At 61.6% G+C, this 19,509-nt stretch carries 18 protein-coding genes; 9 read left to right on the top strand and 9 right to left on the bottom strand.

The annotated features are described in order from the left end of the window. Nucleotides 1-19 precede the first annotated feature (19 nt). From GTP45_RS13080 to GTP45_RS13060, 5 genes are all read left to right on the top strand, one after another. Nucleotides 20-385 carry a hypothetical protein gene (locus GTP45_RS13080; protein ID WP_229258447.1) on the top strand — a complete coding sequence of 122 codons (366 nt, stop codon included), beginning with the start codon at nucleotides 20-22 and terminating at the stop codon, nucleotides 383-385. Continuing rightward, nucleotides 382-2,655 (top strand): GAF domain-containing protein, encoded by a 2,274-nt coding sequence (locus GTP45_RS13075; RefSeq protein ID WP_161014333.1) that lies wholly within the window; start codon nucleotides 382-384, stop codon nucleotides 2,653-2,655. Before GTP45_RS13080 ends, GTP45_RS13075 begins: the two co-directional genes overlap by 4 nt. Beyond that, nucleotides 2,656-3,570 carry a LysR family transcriptional regulator gene (locus GTP45_RS13070; RefSeq protein WP_161014332.1) on the top strand — a complete coding sequence of 305 codons (915 nt, stop codon included), beginning with the start codon at nucleotides 2,656-2,658 and terminating at the stop codon, nucleotides 3,568-3,570. Between the two features lie 123 nt (nucleotides 3,571-3,693). Continuing rightward, on the top strand, nucleotides 3,694-3,984 hold the full coding sequence (locus GTP45_RS13065) for an H-NS histone family protein (protein WP_161014331.1): 291 nt from the start codon (nucleotides 3,694-3,696) through the stop codon (nucleotides 3,982-3,984). Between the two features lie 127 nt (nucleotides 3,985-4,111). Beyond that, the gene (locus GTP45_RS13060; protein WP_161014330.1) at nucleotides 4,112-4,732 is read left to right on the top strand and encodes an LON peptidase substrate-binding domain-containing protein; all 621 of its coding nucleotides are present in this window, start codon (nucleotides 4,112-4,114) and stop codon (nucleotides 4,730-4,732) included. On the opposite strand, the gene GTP45_RS13055 is transcribed toward GTP45_RS13060, so the two are convergent. The 3 genes from GTP45_RS13055 to trpS form a co-directional block, all read right to left on the bottom strand. After that, on the bottom strand, nucleotides 4,729-5,688 hold the full coding sequence (locus GTP45_RS13055) for a DMT family transporter (RefSeq protein ID WP_161014329.1): 960 nt from the start codon (nucleotides 5,686-5,688) through the stop codon (nucleotides 4,729-4,731). The two genes, GTP45_RS13060 and GTP45_RS13055, sit on opposite strands and share 4 nt — an antisense overlap. Before the next feature lie 11 nt (nucleotides 5,689-5,699). Continuing rightward, entirely contained in the window at nucleotides 5,700-5,918 is a 219-nt protein-coding gene (locus GTP45_RS13050; RefSeq protein ID WP_371874464.1) for a DUF1294 domain-containing protein, read from the bottom strand. Nucleotides 5,919-5,989: 71 nt separating this feature from the next. Beyond that, nucleotides 5,990-7,039, bottom strand: coding sequence for a tryptophan--tRNA ligase (gene trpS / locus GTP45_RS13045; protein ID WP_161014328.1), 1,050 nt, complete (start codon nucleotides 7,037-7,039; stop codon nucleotides 5,990-5,992). Between the two features lie 232 nt (nucleotides 7,040-7,271). Between trpS and GTP45_RS13040 the strand changes: the two genes are divergently transcribed. Then, nucleotides 7,272-9,140 (top strand): CocE/NonD family hydrolase, encoded by a 1,869-nt coding sequence (locus GTP45_RS13040; protein WP_161014327.1) that lies wholly within the window; start codon nucleotides 7,272-7,274, stop codon nucleotides 9,138-9,140. Nucleotides 9,141-9,145: 5 nt separating this feature from the next. On the opposite strand, the gene GTP45_RS13035 is transcribed toward GTP45_RS13040, so the two are convergent. From GTP45_RS13035 to GTP45_RS13025, 3 genes are read right to left on the bottom strand one after another with little or no spacing between them, the layout of a single operon-like run. Next, a complete protein-coding gene (locus tag GTP45_RS13035) occupies nucleotides 9,146-9,937 on the bottom strand; it encodes a substrate-binding periplasmic protein (RefSeq protein WP_161014326.1) in 792 nt (263 codons plus the stop codon). Next, nucleotides 9,934-11,154, bottom strand: a complete 1,221-nt coding sequence (locus GTP45_RS13030) for a TCR/Tet family MFS transporter (protein WP_161014325.1) — start codon at nucleotides 11,152-11,154, stop codon at nucleotides 9,934-9,936. Before GTP45_RS13030 ends, GTP45_RS13035 begins: the two co-directional genes overlap by 4 nt. A gap of 19 nt (nucleotides 11,155-11,173) precedes the next feature. Beyond that, nucleotides 11,174-11,833 carry an HD domain-containing protein gene (locus GTP45_RS13025; RefSeq protein WP_161014324.1) on the bottom strand — a complete coding sequence of 220 codons (660 nt, stop codon included), beginning with the start codon at nucleotides 11,831-11,833 and terminating at the stop codon, nucleotides 11,174-11,176. 197 nt (nucleotides 11,834-12,030) lie between these two features. On the opposite strand from GTP45_RS13025, the gene GTP45_RS13020 reads away from it, so the two are divergent. Further along, on the top strand, nucleotides 12,031-12,525 hold the full coding sequence (locus tag GTP45_RS13020; protein ID WP_161014323.1) for a chemotaxis protein CheW: 495 nt from the start codon (nucleotides 12,031-12,033) through the stop codon (nucleotides 12,523-12,525). 74 nt (nucleotides 12,526-12,599) lie between these two features. Further along, nucleotides 12,600-14,222, top strand: a complete 1,623-nt coding sequence (locus GTP45_RS13015) for a methyl-accepting chemotaxis protein (protein ID WP_161014322.1) — start codon at nucleotides 12,600-12,602, stop codon at nucleotides 14,220-14,222. A gap of 91 nt (nucleotides 14,223-14,313) precedes the next feature. On the opposite strand, the gene GTP45_RS13010 is transcribed toward GTP45_RS13015, so the two are convergent. The 3 genes from GTP45_RS13010 to GTP45_RS13000 all read right to left on the bottom strand — a co-directional run bounded on the left by GTP45_RS13010 (nucleotide 14,314) and on the right by GTP45_RS13000 (nucleotide 16,063). After that, nucleotides 14,314-14,982 carry a ribonuclease HI family protein gene (locus tag GTP45_RS13010; protein ID WP_161014321.1) on the bottom strand — a complete coding sequence of 223 codons (669 nt, stop codon included), beginning with the start codon at nucleotides 14,980-14,982 and terminating at the stop codon, nucleotides 14,314-14,316. Further along, the gene (locus tag GTP45_RS29185; protein WP_161014320.1) at nucleotides 14,982-15,722 is read right to left on the bottom strand and encodes a YXWGXW repeat-containing protein; all 741 of its coding nucleotides are present in this window, start codon (nucleotides 15,720-15,722) and stop codon (nucleotides 14,982-14,984) included. The genes GTP45_RS13010 and GTP45_RS29185 overlap by 1 nt, the downstream gene beginning before the upstream one ends. Nucleotides 15,723-15,838: 116 nt before the next feature. Continuing rightward, entirely contained in the window at nucleotides 15,839-16,063 is a 225-nt protein-coding gene (locus GTP45_RS13000; protein WP_161014319.1) for a hypothetical protein, read from the bottom strand. Nucleotides 16,064-16,289: 226 nt separating this feature from the next. On the opposite strand from GTP45_RS13000, the gene GTP45_RS12995 reads away from it, so the two are divergent. After that, the gene (locus GTP45_RS12995; RefSeq protein WP_229258446.1) at nucleotides 16,290-19,448 is read left to right on the top strand and encodes a penicillin-binding transpeptidase domain-containing protein; all 3,159 of its coding nucleotides are present in this window, start codon (nucleotides 16,290-16,292) and stop codon (nucleotides 19,446-19,448) included. Nucleotides 19,449-19,509 lie beyond the last annotated feature (61 nt).

Raw genomic sequence — 19,509 nt, 5'->3', positions numbered from 1 at the left:
GGTATGATTCCTAGGTGAATTGATTCGCCTAGGGAACATCCTGAAAACCCCTGACGCCACCGATATGCTCCAGCCCGACGAAGCGAGCTTGCGCCTGGCGCTGGCCGAGGTGCGCGATTTACAGCGCACCGTCGCGGCCTTGCGCTCGGAGCTGGAGCAAGCGCATCAAGAGCGCCAGCGCCAGGTGCAGGATGCGGTCTCGGCCGCCCAAAGCGATATCCTGCAATTGCGCGACACCATCGTTGCCCTGCGCACCAGTCTCGAAAAAGCGGCGCAAGAGCGCATCGACGCCCAGCAGCAGGCCGCCGCCGCCCATCACGCCGAAATCGCTCACCTGCACGACACCATTCGCGCGCTACGTGCCGTGCTGGAGGAAAAAGCATGACAGCCAGCGACCAGCAGCCGGCCCTCAACGCCCAGCGCAAGCGGCTGCGGCAGGTTGAGTTGCTGCTGGAAGTGTCGCGCCGCATGGCCGCTTACGACACGCTGGACGAAATCCTCAACGCCCTGGTGGAAGTAACCACCGAAGAACTCGACGCTGAGCGCGGCACGCTATTCCTCAACGATGCCGAGACCGGCGAGCTGTTCTCGCGCGTAGCGCAAGGCAATATCCAACGCGAGATCCGCTTCCTCAACCACACCGGCATTGCCGGCCACGTGTTTACCACCGGCGAGGCGGTCATCATTGCCGATGCGTATGCCGATGCGCGCTTCAACCGTTCCATCGACGAGCAAACCGGCTTCGTCACACGCAACATTCTATGCGTGCCGATCAAGACCGTGAAGGGCGAGATTATCGGCGTGTCGCAAACGCTGAACAAGCGGCGCGGCAAATTCACCCGCAACGATCTGCAATTGCTGGAAGCGCTCACCACGCAAGGCACGCTGGCGCTGCAAAGCGCGCGCTTCCTCGAAAGCATGAAGAAGATCCGCCGTCAGGAGATGGAATTTATCGACGTGGTGTCGGAGGTCACGGCCGACATCAAGCTCGGCTCGCTGCTGCAAAAGGTGATGGGCGAGGCCACGCGCCTGCTCAACGCCGAGCGCTCGACACTGTTCCTCAACGATGAAAAGACCGGCGAGCTGTGGTCGGAGGTCGGGCAGGGCCTGGAGTCGCTGCAAATCCGTTTGCCCAATAACGCCGGGATTGCGGGCGCGGTGTTCACCTCGGGGAAGACCATCAACATTCCCTACGCCTATGCCGACCTGCGTTTCAATCCGGCATTCGACAAGCGCACCGGCTACTTCACGCGCTCGATTCTGTGCGTCCCCATCGTCAACAAGGCCGGCAAGCTTATCGGCGTGACACAGGTGCTGAACAAGCGCGGCGGCCCGTTCAGCAGCGAGGACGAATCGCGACTGCGCGCCTTCACCGCGCAAATCTCGATTGCGCTGGAAAACGCCAAGCTGTTTGCCGACGTCCAGCAGATCAAGAACTACAACGAGGCCATGCTGGAGTCGATGTCCAACGGCGTGATCACGCTGGACAGCCAGGAAAAGATCGTCACCTGCAACGAGGCCGGCCTGCGCATCTTGCGCACCAATGCGGCCAGCATCGTCGGCACGGCGGCCGGCGAGTTCTTCGGTGGCGCCAACAACTGGATCATGGATCGACTGCGGCAGGTGGAGGTCAACGAGTCGGCCGAGCATCTGATGGACGTGGAGCTGGTGCTCGGCGAGGAAACGCGTTCGGTCAACCTCAGCGTGCAGCCCTTGCTGTCGATGGAAAAGAAGCGCATCGGCTGGATGCTGATGATCGAAGACATCTCCAGCGAAAAGCGCCTGCGCTCGACCATGTCGCGCTACATGGATCCCGGCATTGCCGACCAGATGGTGGCCAATGGCGCCGAAATGCTGGGTGGCAAAAACGTGCCGGCCACGGTGCTGTTCTCCGATATCCGCAGCTTCACCACCATCACCGAGCAGTTGGGTGCGCAGGGTACGGTGACCATGCTCAATGAATACTTCACGCTGATGGTCGATTGCATCCAGCGCGAAGAGGGCATGCTCGATAAATTCATCGGCGACGCCATCATGGCCGCTTTCGGCATCCCGGTCGGCCACGAGGACGACCCGGATCGCGCCGTGCGTGCCGCCATCGCCATGGTCAACGAGCTGCGCATCTGGAATCTGGTGCGGGCGGGCGAGGGCAAGCCGCCGGTGGAAATTGGCATCGGCCTGAATACCGACCAGGTCGTGTCCGGCAACATCGGCTCCAAGAAGCGCATGGACTACACCATCATCGGCGACGGCGTGAACCTGGCGGCGCGGCTGGAATCGGCCTGCAAGCAATACGGCGCGCGCATCCTGATCAGCGAATTCACCTACCGGGCGCTGCGCGGCACCTACCGCACGCGCGAGGTCGATATCGTGGTGGTCAAGGGCAAGACCAAGCCGGTGTCGATTTACGAGGTGCTCGACTACCACACCGAGGAAAGCTATCCCTCGCTGCAAGAAGCCATGGGCCTGTTCCGCAACGGCCTGCAAAGCTACCGCAAGCGCAACTGGAACGCCGCCTGCAAGGTGTTTGAGGAAGTGCTGGCCCTGAATCCGCGCGATCAAGTGGCTGAACTGTATGTCGACCGCTGCCGCCACATGGCGGTCAATCCGCCGCCAGACAATTGGGACGGCACGTTTATCATGGAATCCAAGTGAATGAAAATCCCCCGGAGTACGCTGGAACAGTGGCAGGTGCTGCAAGCCATTATTGAGTGCGGCGGTTATGCGCAGGCGGCCGAGGCGCTGCACCGCAGCCAATCCTCGGTCAGCTACATGGTCGCCAAGCTGCAAGAGCAATTGGGCGTGGAGTTGCTGGAAATAGACGGCCGCCGCGCGCGATTAACCCGGAATGGCGAAGCCTTGCTGTCCAAAGCGCGCGAGTTATTAGGCGACGCTTTCCAATTGGAGCAATTGGCCGGTAGTTTGGCCGAGGGCTGGGAGCCGCAAGTGAGCATTGCAGTCGATAGCCTATTCCCGGTCGAATTACTCGTGCAAGTGCTGCGCGATTTTGAACCGTGGGCAAAACATACGCGCGTGAATCTGGAAGAAACCGTGTTATCCGGTTCTGAAGACGCCTTGCTGGAAAAGCGCGTGGATATTGCGATTGTCAGCCGTATTCCTTCCGGCTTTCTCGGCGATGCATTAATGGATATCGAGTTTGTCGCCGTGGCCCACCCTTGCCATCCATTGCATGCGCTGGGGCGGGAACTGGAAGTCGATGATTTAAGCCGCAACCTGCATATCGTGGTGCGCGATTCAGGCACCTTGAATCCGCGTGACCATGGCTGGTTGAATAGTAATCAGCGCTGGAGTGTAACCAGTCCTCATACCCGGCTTGAAATGATTTGTAATGGAATTGGCTTTGGCTGGCTGGCGGAACACAAAATCCGAAAACAATTGGAGCAAGGCCTGCTCAAGCCTTTGCCCTTGCGCGTAGGGCAGCGCCGCAAACTCGCCTTATCGCTAGTGGTGGCCAATCCTGAATTGGCCGGGCCGGCCACTTGCCGCTTAGCTAATTTAATCCGCAAGGTTGTCGTAGACGGAATACAGGTGCGTCCATTATGTGAATGACGCGTGCATTTAAGTTGTGGAAAATATTCACTTTTATCGCTATATTGGAATATCGCTAGAGTGCAGCCGCCAAATTATGGTAAATTGCGCCTATCAAATAACCCTCGCAACGAAGGAATTAAGATGACGACTTACCAGGAATACAAAGCGAAGATCGCTGAACTGGAAAATTTGGCTGAATCTGCCCGTAAAAACGAAATTACGCAGGCGAAAGAAAAAGTCGCGGCTATCATGCGCGAATACGGCCTGACCATTGCGGATCTGGGCGGCGTAGCCAAGGTTAAAACGTCCAAGCCGCGCGCTCCGGTGCCAACCAAGTACCGTGACGACGCTACCGGCCAAACCTGGACGGGCCGCGGCCGCGCTCCAAAATGGCTGGAAGGTAAGAACAAAGACGATTATCTGATTAAGTAATTCGCCTTCCAAGGCCGGCGCCGAGGTTATATTCGTATAACCCGGCGCCGGCTTTTTTATTCTCGGCGCGCGTTAATTTTTGTAGCGCAGCCAGCCGAGCGAGGGCATTTCATGAGATGATAGCGAAATGCCATCGATCCCTCTGTTCCCGCTGAAGACGATCTTGTTTCCTGACGGCCATTTGCCGTTACAGGTGTTTGAAGTGCGCTATCTCGATTTAGTGAAGCGCTGCATCGCCAAGGGAGAAGAATTCGGCGTGGTCTCGCTGCTGGACGGCAGCGAAGTGCGCGTGCCCGACCAGCACGAAACCCTGTCCGCCTGCGGCACCATGGCGCGCATCCTCGACTGGTCGGCGCCGCTGCCGGGCCTGCTGCAAATTTCCTGCATCGGCACCACGCGCTTCCAGATCAAGTCGGCGGAGCAGCTCAAGCACGGCCTGTGGATGGCCGAGGTGGACGAGGTGGCGGAAGACATGGTGGTGCCCATCCCGACCGAGCAGCAGGACGTGGCCAACGCGCTGGGCGCGCTGATCCGTTCCTTGCAGAAGAAGCAGATTTCCACCGCCAATATGTCGCTGGCGCCGCCGTACCGGCTCGATGAGGCGGGTTGGGTCGCCAACCGCTGGTGCGAACTGCTGCGGCTGGACATGGAAGAAAAGCAGCGCCTGCTGCTGCAGGAAAATCCGGTACTGCGGCTGGAGCTGGTGCAGGACGTGCTCAGCGAGAACGGCCTGCTCGACAACATCTAATCGGCGTGTGCCTCGCTGGGATCTTCCAGCGCATGCACCCGCACCGACCACATCACGCCAGCAATCAACAGCACCACGGCGGCAATCTCCAGCGCGCGCGCCAGTTGCTGCTTGTAGATAAAGCCGTACAGCAGCGCAAACAGCGTCTCGAACAGGATGAGTTGACCGGACAAGGTCAGCGGCACTTTGCGGCTGGCGACATTCCACAGGTGATTGCCGATCACCGAGGCGCCCAGGGCCAGCAGCGCGTTGACGATCCAGAACACCGTCCAGTCGCGGCCGCTGGCAACTGCTGCCGCGCCGGTTACATCGCCATGGAAGATGGCAAACGCCACCAGCGCAATCACCAGCGCAATCAGGCCGCTGGAAATGCCGTACAGCGACGACCACTCGCCACTGCTGAAGTGTGGATTGCGCTTGAGGTAGCGCGCGTTATCGACCGAATACCACGTCCAGCAGGCCAGCGCGCCGGTCGCGCACAGCACGCCCAGCAGCTTGGCGTTGAACGGCATGCCGTTGCCCACGTCGTGCGTGAACACGTCGATATTGATGCAGGCGATGCCGGCCGCCACCAGCAGCAGCGGCAGCAGCAGTTGCTTGAGCGGCACCGAGCCGTGATCCTTGTGGCCCATCAGCGTGACGGAAATCGGCAGCACGCCGATGATCAGCGAGGTCGCAGCCACGCCGGCCAGCTTCACGCCCAAGGCCAGCAGCATGTAGTAGACGATGTTGCCGGCCAGCGCGTGCTTGACCATGGCGATAATATCGTTGCGATCCAGGCGGCGTAGCAGCGGCGGCAGGCGCATGCCCATCAGGCTGGCGGCGATCAGGCCGTAGGCGATGTAGCGGCCGCACGCCATTTCCAGCGGCGTGAAGGCGCTCAGGAACACCGGCGTGATGAACACCATGCCCCACATCGCGCCCGCCAGCAGTCCACACAACACGCCGTGCCACATCGTTGAAGTCCTCAGTCGAGAGTATTGAGAGCAGTGCAGAGCCACCAGACGGCAGCGAGGTTGGCCGCTACGCTAGCCCAGTAGGCCAATTGAAACGACGTCTTGACCGTTTTATGCCGCAGCGTCTGTTGCGCCAGCAGGCCGCCGGGCCAGCCGCAGCACAGGCCGAGCAAGAGCAGGGTGCGCTCGGGGATGCGGCGGCGCTGCTGGCGCGCCGCCGACTTGTCGATCGCGTAGGCGACGAAACAAGCGATGCTGGCGGCGCCGTACAGCGACGCCAGCCATAGCCATGCGGCCGGAATCAGAAGTAGCTCAGGCCGAGCGCGGCCTTGACTTCGTCGGCGGTCTGCGCCGCCACTTCGCGCGCGCGCATGGTACCTTCTTTCAGCATCTGCATGATGTAGCCCTTGTCTTGCGCCAGCTCTTCGCGGCGGGCGCGGATTGGCGCCAGCATTTCCTGCAGCACCAGCTCCAGGCGCTTCTTGACGATGGAATCGCCCAGGCCGCCGCGCACGTAGTGGGCTTTCATTTCTTCCAGCTTGTCTTTTTCAGGATCGAAGGCGTCCAGGTAGATGAAGGCAACATTGCCTTCCAGGTGGCCAGGATCTTCCACGCGCAGGTGCAGCGGGTCGGTGTAGACCTTTTTTACGGCGGCGGTGATCTCGGCGGCGCTGGCGCCCAGATTGATGGTGTTGCCCAGCGACTTGCTCATCTTGGCCTTGCCGTCGATACCCGGCAGGCGGCCGATGTCCGGCACCAGTGCTTTGCACTCGACCAGGATTTCCTTGTCGGCGATGCGGTTGAAGCGGCGCACGATTTCATTGGTCTGCTCGATCATCGGGATTTGGTCTTCGCCGACCGGCACCAGCGTCGCTTTGAAGGCCGAGATGTCGGCCGCTTGCGAAGCAGGGTAGGTCAGGAAGCCGGCCGGGATGTCGCGCTCGAAGCCGCGCAGGGCGATTTCGGTCTTCACGGTCGGATTGCGCTCGAGGCGGGCCACGGTGACCATGTTCAGGTAGTAGAAGGTCAGCTCGGCCAGTTCTGGAATCTGCGACTGGATCAGGATGGTCGACTTGGCTGGGTCGATGCCCACAGCCAGATAGTCCAGCGCCACTTCAACCACGTTGCGGTGCACCTTGTTGGTGTCGTCCATATTGTCGGTCAGCGCTTGCGAGTCGGCCAGCATGATGAATTGCTTGAACTCGTGCTGGTACTGCACGCGGTTGCGCAGGCTACCGACGTAGTGGCCGAGGTGCAGCGGGCCGGTCGGGCGGTCGCCGGTCAGAATGATTTGCGGGCCTTTCGGCGCGACGGCGACGGCTTCGGTAGTGGACTGTTCAGGCAGACTCATCAGGGTTCCTTTGCTTGCCCCGGTCTGGATGTAAAAACGCCACCAGACGAGGGCGGCGTTGATAAAAATATCACATCACTAGTGTAGACAGTGGCCGCTCGCGCTAGGAGCGGCGCCAATACGTGCGGGTGTGAAGTGGGGCATAAAAAATCATGGCCGTATGGTTGCAGTTTGGTGGCGGTCTGTCAAGGGTGGTATATTGTCCCACTGGAAACTTTTTCTTGGAGCCGATATGCGCCGTACTGTTGTTGCAGCATTGCTTGCTTTTTCTTTCCCCGCCTTTGCGCAAACGCCGGCCATGGCGCCGGATATCCCAGCCAAGTTCGATATCGCCATTCCCAACGCCGACTATATCAAGCGCGATGTCATGATTCCGATGCGCGACGGCGTCAAGCTGCACACGGTGATCGTGGTCCCGAAAGGCGCCCAGCACGCGCCCATCGTCCTGACCCGCACGCCGTATAACGCCAGCGGCCGCGCCAATCGCAATGCCAGCCCGAGCATCCTCGCCACCGTCGGCCAGGGCGATGAAACCATGGTCAGCGAAGGCTACATCCGCGTATTCCAGGACGTGCGCGGCAAATACGGCTCGGAAGGCGACTACGTGATGACGCGCCCGCTGATCGGCCCCCTCAACGCCAGCCGCACCGACCATTCCACCGATGCGTGGGACACCATCGACTGGCTGGTGAAAAACATCCCTGAATCCAACGGCAAAGTCGGCATGATCGGCTCTTCGTACGAAGGCTTCACCGTGCTGATGGCGCTGGTGGACCCGCATCCGGCCCTCAAAGTCGCCGTGCCGATGAGCCCCATGGTCGACGGCTGGCGCGGCGACGACTGGTTCCACAACGGCGCCTTCCGCATGCCGAATCTGGCTTACATCGCCCGTCAAACCGGCGCCAAGAGCGGCGGCAAAGACATGGCCACCGGCGTTTATGACGATTACGAAGGCATGCTGCGCGCCGGTTCGGTCTCGAATTACGCCGCCAGGTTCGGCCTCGATCAGCTGAACTTCACCAAGAAATTGTTCGAGCACCCAGCCTACGATAGCTACTGGCAGCACCAGGCGCTGGACAAAATCCTCGCCAGGCGCGCGCTGAAAGTGCCGACCATGACGGTGGTCGGCTACTGGGATCAGGAAGACATCTACGGCGCCTACGCCGTATATGAAGCGCTGGAACCGAAGGACAGCGCCAACGACAAGAACTACCTAGTGGTCGGCCCATGGCGCCACAGCGGCGTCAATTACGAGGGCTCCAGCCTCGGCGCGCTGAAGTTCACCGGCGACACCGCGCTGGAATTCCGCCGCGACTTCATGCAGCCTTTCCTCGATCAATACCTGAAGGACGGTGCGCCGGTTGCCAATACGCCGCCAGTGCTGTTCTACCAGACCGGCATCAATCGCTGGCAGAAACTGCCGCAATGGCCGGTGGCGCAAGCGGCCAAGCCGATCTACCTGCAAGCCGGTTCCAAACTGGGCTTCGATGCGCCGCAAGAAGGCTACGACGAATACGTCTCCGATCCGGCCAAGCCGGTGCCGTTCGTACCGCGTCCGGTGCGCATGGGGGATGGCAATGTGTGGCGTCCGTGGCTGGTGAGCGATCAGCGCAGCTTCTCCGACCGTCCAGACGTGCTGACCTACGTGACCGAGCCGCTGAAAACCAAGGTACAAATCGCCGGCCAGCCGATGGTCAACCTGTTTGCCGCCACCACCGGCACCGATGCCGACTGGGTGGTGAAACTGATCGACGTCTACCCGGACGAAGTGCCGTCGCAACCGGAGCTGGGCGGCTACCAGCTGGGCATCGCCATGGATATTTTCCGTGGCCGCTACCGCAACAGCCTTGAAATGCCATCGGCGATTCCGGCCAACTTGGTGGAGCGCTACCGTTTTGCGCTGCCGAATGCGAATCACGTATTCATGCCGGGCCACCGCATCATGGTGCAAGTGCAGTCAAGCTGGTTCCCGCTGTACGACCGCAATCCGCAAACCTATGTGCCGAACATCTTCTACGCCAAGCCGTCCGATTATCAGAAGGCGACGCTGAAGGTGTATCACAACAGCGCCGTTGAATTGCCTATCGTAGAAACGAAATAAACGGTTTAGCGCGGACGCACGCTGTCATTCAGCACGTCCGCGCGGAAGTAGTGCAGATAGCCTTCCATGATTTGATTGGACTTGCCGGCTTTTTCCAGCGCCTCGCGGATCACCGCCTGGTCTTCCGGCTTCAGCGCGTTGGAGATGTAAGCGCCGCTCTGGTGCCATGGCAGTTCCGGGATCGCCTCCGTCTTCAGTTTGTCCTGCAAGCCGTGCACGCGCGGATCGCGGCGGATCGCGCCGGCCATCAGCGTCGGCCCCATGATGGTGACGTCGGCGGAACCAGCGTGCAGCAGGCGCGCCACGCCAATCACATCCACCTCCATGAATAAACGGCCTTGCTTTTGCAGCTCGTCGATCAGCGCCGCGTAAGGCTCGCCGTAATCGAAACCGCGCACCACCGCCACGCGCAGTTCCTTGCGTGCCAGCAGATCCTGTGCACTGGTAATCGGCGCGCGGCCGTTGTTCACGGAGATCAGCATGGCGCGATGATTAATCATCGGGATAAACGTGCCGAATTGATCGCGCGCCGGCGTGCGCGACGCCGGCACCAGCACGTCCGCCGTGCCGGCCTTGAACATCGCTACTTGACGCGCACGCGGCACCACGGTGAATGCGAACTGGCAGCCAACCTTGGGGCCGATGGCGCGCAGCAGATCGGGATAAATGCCTTTCACGCTCAAGCCATCGACAATCACGCTAGCGCCGTTGGCCGACACCGGCGCAGCGATCTCGCGCGAGCAGCCGGCCATCGCGTTATGGGCGGCAAACGCCATCAACAACAATGCCCACCTCATGCTGGCACCGTATGCTTGCCGAAGTAGCGCTGCGCCACGACGATGGCGATCGCCTGCATCACGGCGCAGACGAAGAAGGTGCTGCCGACGCGCCAATCGCTGGAAGAGAGGTGGCTGACCTCTGCCAAAATCGCGGATCCCAGCAGCGGCATGATGATCACGCCCACGCTGCTGATCGATTGCAGCGATCCCATTAACTCGCCTTGCTCGTTCGGCGGCGTGGTCTTGGAGATCAGGCTTTGCAGGGCAGGGCCGATGGCGAACGACAGCACATTGCACATAATGAGCACGTACATCATCCAGCCTTGCGTCGCCAAGCCATACAACAGATAAGTGATGGCGCCGGACACCAGACCAAGCACCGACAGCTTCACTTCGCCGAAGCGTTTAATCAGCACGCCCAGCAAACCGGCTTGCACCACGGCCGCCGTCAAGCCGACGCAGAACAGCGCGGCGCCGTTCTGGCCCGGCGTCCAGTTGAAGCGGAAGGTGGTGTACAGCACCCAGGTCGTTTGCAGCATCATGGCGGCCAGCGTGACCAGCGTGTAGGTGACGATCAAACCGCGAATGTCAGTACGGCGCGCCAGCTTGGCCAGCGCGGCGAGCGGATTAATCTTCGACAGCGTGAACGGCGAGCGGCGATCTTGCGGCAGCGATTCCGGCACCACGAAATAACCGTAGACGAAGTTCGCCACCGACAGCGCACCTGCCACATAAAACGGCAAGTGCAAATCAACGCTACCCAGCAGCCCGCCCAGCATCGGCCCGCAGATAAAGCCGAGGCCAAACGCCGCACCGACCTTGCCGAAGCTCTTGGCGCGGTTCTCCGGCGTCGAGATGTCCGACGCGTAGGCCGATGCCACCGACATGCTGGCCGACGACATGCCGCCGATCACGCGGCCGATGAACAGGCAAGCCAGATTCGGCGCCCACGCGGTGGTGAAAAAGTTGATCGCCATGCCGGCCATGGAGTACAGCAGCACCGGGCGGCGGCCGACGCGGTCGCTGATCGCGCCCAGCATCGGCATAAAAATGAATTGCATCAAGCCGAAAACGGCGCTCATCAAGCCATACCAGTAGGCTTGATTGTCGCGCGAGCCGGTGAACTCTCCCACCAGAACCGGCAGCACCGGCACAATCAGGCCGATGCCCAGCATGTCGATGAAAACGCAGATCAGTACAAAATTCAGATTACCAGCAGTTACAGGTTTGCTCATGGATACTCGACATCTCAGGTTACGGCGCGGCCGGGCTAGCGGCCCATTCAGCAATAAAGTTGTCGCGGAAGGCGATCAGTTCATTCAAGCGGTTTTCGGCCAAGCGGCGGCCGGCCGCGGTTTGCATCTTGCCGGGCAGGGTGGCCAGCTTGGTGTCGATGTGATCGAGCGCGTAGGCCTTGTCATTGAGGTCGCGGTGCAGCGCCATCGGATCGTCCGGGTGCGCCAGCGCCGAATCCATGCGTCCCGCCGTGTAGAACAGGCGCGCCAGCCCGACCGCGCCCAGCGCGTCCAGGCGGTCGGCGTCCTGCACGATCTTGGCTTCGATGGTCTCGGGGCGGATGCCGGCCGAGAAGCTGTGGCTCTCAATGGCGTGCGCCACGGCGGCCAGCTTGTTCGGCGGGAAATCCAGCTCGGCCAACTGGCGGCTGGCCAGCCGCGCCGCCTTGCGCGAGGCGAGGTGGCGCTCGGGATCATTCTTGGGCAAGTTGACCAGGTCATGCAAATAGCAGCCGGCCAGCACGATCAGCGGATCGGCTTCGGGATAATCGTCCAACAGCAGACTGGCGTTACGCCAAACCCGGTGCAGGTGGTTGGTGTCGTGGGCGCCATCGATGCCCGGAGCCGCGTTGGCCAAGGCGACCAGGCGCGGGTGCCAGCTATTGAGCAAGCTATTCATCGTTCTCCCTGAATGTGGACGATTTTGCCAAATCATACAGCCTCGCGCATGGCTTGTGCAGGGTAAAAACCGTGGTTGAAATAATAATCTGAATATTGCAATAAGGTTATTTATTGCCGCAGCGCATTTAATTGGTGCTATTGACCTTGACTTGGGGTAACATTACGGTCAGTCACTTTAGCAATGAAGGAAAACCAATGTCTAACGTAAGCGAACTGCACGCCACGGCCAACAATGCCGGCGAGTATCTGGCCTTTACCCTGGGCCAGGAAGAGTACGGCATCGATATTCAAAAAGTCAGCGAAATCCGCAGCTACGAAACCCCGACCCGCATTGCCAATGCGCCGGAATTCGTCAAGGGCGTAGTCAACCTGCGCGGCATCATCGTGCCGATCGTCGACATGCGCATCAAGTTCAACCTGGGCACCCCGACCTATGACCAGTTCACCGTGGTCATCATCCTCAACATCGGCCACCGCGTGGTGGGCATGGTGGTGGATCGCGTGTCGGACGTGACCACGCTGCTGCCGGAACAAATCAAACCGTCGCCGGAAATCGGCTCGGCCATGAATACCGACCACATCGTCGGCCTCGGCACCATCGACGAACGCATGCTGATCCTGGTCGATATCGACAAACTGATGTCCAGCGCGGACATGGGCCTGATCGAAAGCACCGCACTGGCAGCGTAATTCCCACCGGGCGTGTCCCGATGCTGCTGTCCCGTAGTTTTGTTTTGGATTTACTGTGAGAGGTAGGTGCAAGAATGAATATGTTGGCGAATATCAGTATCGGAAAACGCCTGGCTTTGGGCTTCACGATCATTTTGGCGTTTGCGATGCTAATCACCGGCATCAGCGTTTGGCGCTTGCAGGGCGTGGCCACGGCCACCGCCGACATGATGCAAGTGCCGCTGGCCAAGGAGCGCATGATCTCCGACTGGTCGGGCAAAATTGATAGCGGTATCCGCCGCACCACCGCCATCGCGCGTAGCAGCGACCCTTCGCTCGGCGCTTACTTCGCCGAAGAATCCAAGGCCTCCTCGGCCGCTTCCTCCGAACTGCAAAAGAAAATCGAAACGCTGATCTCGGATGCGGACGAGAAGGAGCTGTTCACCCGCATCGGCGAGCAGCGCAAAGTCTATCTCTCCTCGCGCGACCAGATCGCCAAGCTGAAAACGGCCGGCGAACTGGAAGAAGCCAACAAGGTTTTTGAAAACGTGTTCCGTCCTGGGACTGCGGCTTACCAATCGCTGATCGTTGAACTGCTGAAGATGCAGCGCGCGAAAATCGACGCCTCCGCCGCGCACATCGATGATATCGCTTCAAGCAGCCGCAATCTGTTGTACGTGCTGGCGCTGCTGGTGCTGGCCTTTGGCGTCACTTGCGCCTGGCTGCTGACCGCTGGTATCACTGGCCCGCTGCAAGAGGCGGTGTCGGTGGCGCGCCGCGTGGCCGATGGCGATCTGACCGCGCATATCGACGATAGCGCCAAGGATGAAACGGGCCAGTTGCTGTCGGCGCTGAAGGATATGAACAGCAGCTTGCTGACCATCGTGACCGAGGTGCGTAGCGGGACGGATCACATCACCACCTCGTCGTCGGAAATCGCGCAGGGTAATCAGGACTTGTCGCGCCGCACCGAGCAGCAGGCGGGCGCGCTGGAAGAAACCGCATCCTCGATGGAAGAATTGACGTCGACCGTGAAGCACAATGCGGACAACGCGCGCCAAGCGAATCAGCTGGCGGCATCGGCGGCGCAGGTGGCGGTTAAAGGCGGCGAAGTGGTGGCGCAGGTTGTGGGCACCATGGATTCGATCAACCAGTCGTCCAGCAAGATCGTGGATATTATCGCGGTGATTGATGGTATCGCGTTCCAGACCAATATTTTGGCCTTGAATGCGGCAGTTGAAGCGGCGCGCGCCGGTGAGCAGGGTCGTGGCTTTGCCGTGGTGGCGTCGGAAGTGCGTAATTTGGCGCAGCGTTCGGCATCGGCTGCTAAGGAAATCAAAGCGCTGATTGGCGACTCGGTTGAGAAGGTGAATCTGGGTAGTAAGCTGGTGGCTGATGCCGGTAACACGATGGGCGAGATTGTCTCCAGCGTGCAGAAGGTCAGCGACATGATTAGCGAGATTACTGCGGCCAGCAGCGAGCAAAGCGCCGGCATCAACGAAGTGAATCACGCGATTGGTTCGATGGACGCGGTGACGCAGCAGAACGCGGCGCTGGTGGAAGAAGCTGCGGCTGCGGCGGAATCGATGCAGCAGCAAGCAGCAGCGCTGGCGAAAGCGGTAAGCGTGTTCAAGGTAAATGACACGGGGTTTACCCCGCGTACCCCAAGCGCAGCCCTAAATCGTCGTCCGCTGCAACTAGCTGCCGCCCGCAACTGAATTTGCCGGAACCGCATAACCCGCACTGCGGCGACCGAGGGTCTGACCCCGTACGGGGTCAGACCCTAAACTTTTGGGGTGACAGCGCGGCTCAATCGCGCGCCCGGTCTCCGATAGCATGCTGCGACAAGCGGTCTGCGTCACCGTTGCGGTGGCGCGGCACCCAGCGCAGTTGTACAGCGCCCAGCGCCGACATCAACTCCACCACGCGCGCCCGATGCTCCTCCAATCCCTTGGCGCCGCGCGCCGCGCCCAGATTCACATCATTCACCACCACTTGGCTATCGCCGCAGACGGCAAGCTCCGTCGCCCCCATCTTGACGGCCGCCTCCAGCAGCGCCGTCAGCGCCAGATACTCCGCCTCGCTGCTATTTCCATGCCCCGCGCGGCGGCTAATCTCCACCCGCTGGCCATCTGGCCCGCACAACAGCGCACCAATCCCAATCTGTCCCGGATTGGGATGCGCCGAACCATCAAACCATCCACGCCAGGCGGCAACCGGCTGCATGCCAGCCTTCCGCACCGCCAGCTTATGCGCGGCATTCGCCCGTCTTGCCAAGCGCCGCTCATCGTCGCGCAACCGCAACTGCTCGCGCTCGGCCAATAACTGCGTCAACCCAGCCACACCAGCGGCCAACGTCAGCACCTGAAGCAAAGCCTGCGCCTCGCTTAACTGCGAGCGCGCCGCCAAACGACGAGCGGCCACGCGCTCGCCCTTGAAGGCGGCCGTGGCCAAACTCTCAAACTCAATATGTTCCATTAATCGCGACGACGGTTATCCGGGTGATGATCATACCTGTTCGGCACACCGTCGCCATCACGGTCGCGGTCATAGCGGTTAGGAACACCGTCGTGATCACGATCACCGCGTCCATGATGATCGCCGCGATTGTCGTGGCGGTCGTAGCGATTCGGTATGCCGTCATGATCGCGGTCGCCGCCAGGGCCGCGCTCCCAGCGCGCTTCTTCGCGATACCAGCGGCCATCGCGCTCCGTCCAGCGAGGCTGTGCATAGACATAGCCCGGACGCGAAGCAATCCAATTACCGCCTACCCAAACGTGGCGATTAGCGCGCCATTCCCAATAGCCGGGCGCCCAGATATAGCCGGGGCGCGGCTCGGGAATCCGTTCATAACGCGGAGGAGGCGGCGCAACCGTGATGTAGTCAACGCGCGAAGGACCGTTATCGACTACCATCCAGCCGGCAGGCGTCAAACGCCAGCCGCCATCGGCGCGTACCCATTCAGCAGGACGCCAGTAGCTGCCGACACGTTCGCGCTCCCAATGGCCGCCGGCCCAAACGTGGCGATGACCGTCCCAATTCCAGTAGCCGGGCGCCCAGATGTAGCCGCGGCGCGGCGCTGGTACGCTCTCGAAACGGGGCGCCGGCGGTGCGTTGCCGATCACGAGGCTGACGCCGACCTGCGCGGATGCGATGTTAGGGGTAAAAGCTGCTGCGCTCAGCGCAAGCATGGCAGTGGCGAAAATTGGCTTAAGCATGATATGTCCTCCGTCTTCTAGACTACGCTGGTTCCAGCGCTTGGAAGAACTATATCAAGTGGTACAAGGCCTTGCCTTGAATGATGCAGTTTCTTACATATGACACAAAACTGTATTTAGATCGCGTTGGCTTTCTTGGCATCGGCTGCCAGCGTGGTGGCGCGTTCTTCCAGCAGCGATTGCAGCTTCTGTTCAGCGGTCAGGCGCTTTGCGCTGACGACCACCACTTGCATGTTTGGATCTTGCGCTGCCACGTTGGATTGATCGAGGGCGTAAGTTGCGCCGCAGGCCAGAGCCACAGTAACGACGAACAGGGCTTCGAAGTTTTTCAGGACGTTCATTTTGCTTCCTTTCGGTGGTTAAAGTGAGTTTCGATGTGCTCACTGTATCCAAAGCCTCGTCAAGCCGCACCGGGATTGCGACGAGCCGCATTTTTAGCGGGCCAAAATGCGTTTTGGCGCGATAAGAGGCTGGTTTTTCCTGAGTTTTTCCTTGCCCCTCTGCTAAGCAAAAGCAGATTCCGACCACCAGCGCGAGGGGCATATGCCGCGACTTATCCATTCGAACATGCAACCGAGGCCTGTGCGCCGTGGCTTCCCAACGCGGATGGCATGGGTGGTGCTGGCGGGCCTGTGCGTGGTACTGGGCGGCGGCGCGCTGATCGCCGGCCATGCGCGTCACCTGGCTGCGGCGACGGCCAGCACGCCGCAATCGGCGGCTAACGTTCGGGCGGCGAATGCCTATCGGGCGGTGCTGCCGGGTGTGGCCTTCACGGTGCCTGAGCAGGCCGGCGTCAGTACGACGCTGCATCCCGATGGCGCGCTGTTGATTGCGGCAGGCTTGCAAGCCGCACCGCCGGTGCGGGTGGATCTGTGCAGCCAAATGCGCAGTCCGACCGATCCGCGCTTGCTGCCGCTGCGTCTCGGCTATCGCTTCGATGACGTCAAGCGCTGGGTGGCGCGCAATCAGGAAGCCAATGTGCAAATCGCTCTGCGCAACGTGCTGCTGGTGGCGGATCGCAGCAATGACGCGGTGCCGGAGATTCAAATTGAGGGGACGGCGCGCGCCGATTTCACCGATCCGCTGAGCGAGCCGCTGCAACTGAGCTGGCGCAGCAGGCAGGCCGACACCCGCTGGTTGAGCGACGCCAGCTTCGGCCAAGTGGAGCAGGGCGCTAGCGGCCAAGTGGCGCTGCGCCAGCAAGGATGGCTGCTGTGGGGCGCGAATGCCGCGCTGCGCATCGAACGCCGCACCAATGCCATGTGCCCGCAAGCCGGCGAGTTGCTGGTGCAGATGTATCGGCCGGCGCCCGCTGCCGCCACAGCCAACATCATGCCGGCGCTGGTTACCGCCTTCCCGGCACGCGGCCGCGCTGTCAGCACCTATCTCGCTCCCGGCTCCTACCAGATTCCCGCTGCTGCCGCCGGCGCACTGGAAGACCAGTCCTTGTTCGAGCAACTCCAAGCCCAGGGCCTGATCCGCCTGGCGCGCAGCGGCGCGATCGAAATCGCTCCGCGCGATCTGCCGCAATGGCAAGCCGCTGCCGCCAGCGAACGCGCTGCCGAACTGCGCGACTGGAAGCAAATCCAGCCCGGCCCCGCCACGCACAAACTATTCAAGCGCCTTTACTACCAGGCTGACGGCGCCTACGTCCGCCAACAAATCGACATCTACAACAGCGAACGCCGCTTGCTGGCATGGCGCGTCAAAGCCCCCGATGGCCTGGCAATAGAGTGGGCCGCCAGCACAGGCGCCAACGCAGCCATCGGCAACGCGCCGGTAATGATCGCCACCACCAGCCAAATGCCCGTCGCCGCAGCGCGCCTCTTCGCGTCGCTGCCGCAAGGCTGGCAAGCATGGACTCGCGTCGCTCGCTGGCCGCAAGCCGGCGATAGCGGCGACGTCCGTCCAGTAGTCCGTCTCAGACTAGCACTGCCTGGCCCCGCCAGCGGCGGCGAAGTCCTGCAAATGCTGGTCGCCGGCCACGTTGGCAGCGGCGTTACCGGCGCTGACGCGCGTTTCGCTCCCGCCTGCACCGGCCGCGCTTGCGTTAACAGCAGCGACGTCCAACAAATCACGCTCACGCTGCAAGCTGGCGCGCGCAGCGTGCAACTCGACGTCCAGCCACTGGACTTCAACGCGCCGGAAGACCAGAAATACCGCCATCTGCGCGTGGCCGGTGGACGCCTGATCTGGCAGCCGCTCGTCGCAACCGACAGCAACACATCCCGCGCTGCGGCCCCATCGCCAGTTCAACTGCAAGACCGCAACGGCACGAACCTGTGGATCGACGGCGCGCCCACCGAATCCGCCATCGAAGCCGGCCTCGCACCACTGCTAGGCCTCAATCCCGAACATAGCAACAGCATCGCCGGCATGCTGGCACGCCTGCCCAGCGACGGCGCCGTCAACGCCAAGCTCACACTCGACTTGCCACTGCAAGCCCTCAGCCAGCGCGTACTCGATTGCGTCGCCATGCAGCGCGGCCGCTGGGAAGCCGGCCGCTGCGCCTTCGGCCAGCCCATTCCTGAAGGCCGTCACGCCGGCGTCATCATCCTCGACACTGAAACCGGCGATATACTCGCCGCAGCCGGCGCCGGCACGGGCCGCGTCACCAGCACCAACTGGGCCGAAGTGCGCGACTTCGACCGCACCAGCCCCGCGCGCAGCCCATTGCGCCTGCCAGCCTTGCAGCACGACGGCGGCGCTCACCAAAGCCCCGGCTCGACCTTCAAAGTAGTGAGCGCACTAGGACTGGAAATCGCCGCCCAAGGCGACCCGCAGATCGACGCACTGCTAGGCGGCATGCCGCTCCCCGCCATCAATAAGCTGGCGGCGCAGCGAGGCTACGGCTTCCAAACCGACGCCGCCGCCTATCCGCTCAATCCGCGCCTCGCGCATATCACCAACTACCGCGAACAAAGCCTGGATCGCCGCGCGCAGGAAGGCCGTCTTGGACTGGCGCAAGCGCTGACCTACAGTCTAAATACCTGGTTCGCTTGGTCGAGCGAATTGAGTGACCGCAGCCTGTTCGGCCGTCCAGACGGCGGCGCGCCCGACCTGCAAGCGCTGGACGCCGATGCGCTAGACGGCATCCGGCCCATCGTCGCCGCCGCACATCGCCTTGGCTTCGAACAGTCGCTGCGACTAGACGGCGGCCTGCTGCCGGCGGATTTCAACTGGCGCACATGGGACGCATTGCAAGCCACGCCCGCCCACATGGATCCTATCCATACTCGCCACGAGCTGCGCCAAATGGCCATCGGCCTGCGCATGCAGACCACGCCGCTGCAAATGGCGCTGGCCTCGGCGGCGGTCGGGCAGGGCAGAGTCGTCACGCCGCGCATGCTGCTGTCGCTGGATCGCAAAGACAGCGTGATGCAGCCTGCACCGCCGCTCGGCATCCGCCTAGACCGCATCAAGGCCGGCATGAAAGGCGTGGTCGATGTCGGCACTGGCGCGGGCGCATTCCGTGGCGCGGCGCTGGCCGGCGTGCGTCCCGGCTTGTACGGAAAAACCGGCACCGCACCCAGCGGCGACGACACCGCGACCGTCTGGTTCACCGGCTGGCTGGAAGCAGGCAGCTTGCCGGGCCAGACACACCGCCTGGCGATGGCGGCCTTCGTCAGCCACTCCGACGCCACCGGCGGCGAGCACGCCGCGCCGGTCATCGCCGCCATCCTGTCCACGCTGGCATCGCAGAACCATGAACAGAAGGGGAAATAGCCTTGTAAACGGAATAATGAAATCTGCCTTTTTATGGCATGCTGGAGGAGCTTTTTGATTT

Origin of the sequence: Duganella rivi (assembly GCF_009857435.1) — a bacterium.
GTDB classification, from domain to species: Bacteria; Pseudomonadota; Gammaproteobacteria; order Burkholderiales; family Burkholderiaceae_D; genus Rugamonas; species Rugamonas rivi.
The sequence above is the reverse complement of the archived record's forward strand: the minus strand, read 5'-3'. Positions and strand labels throughout refer to the sequence as shown.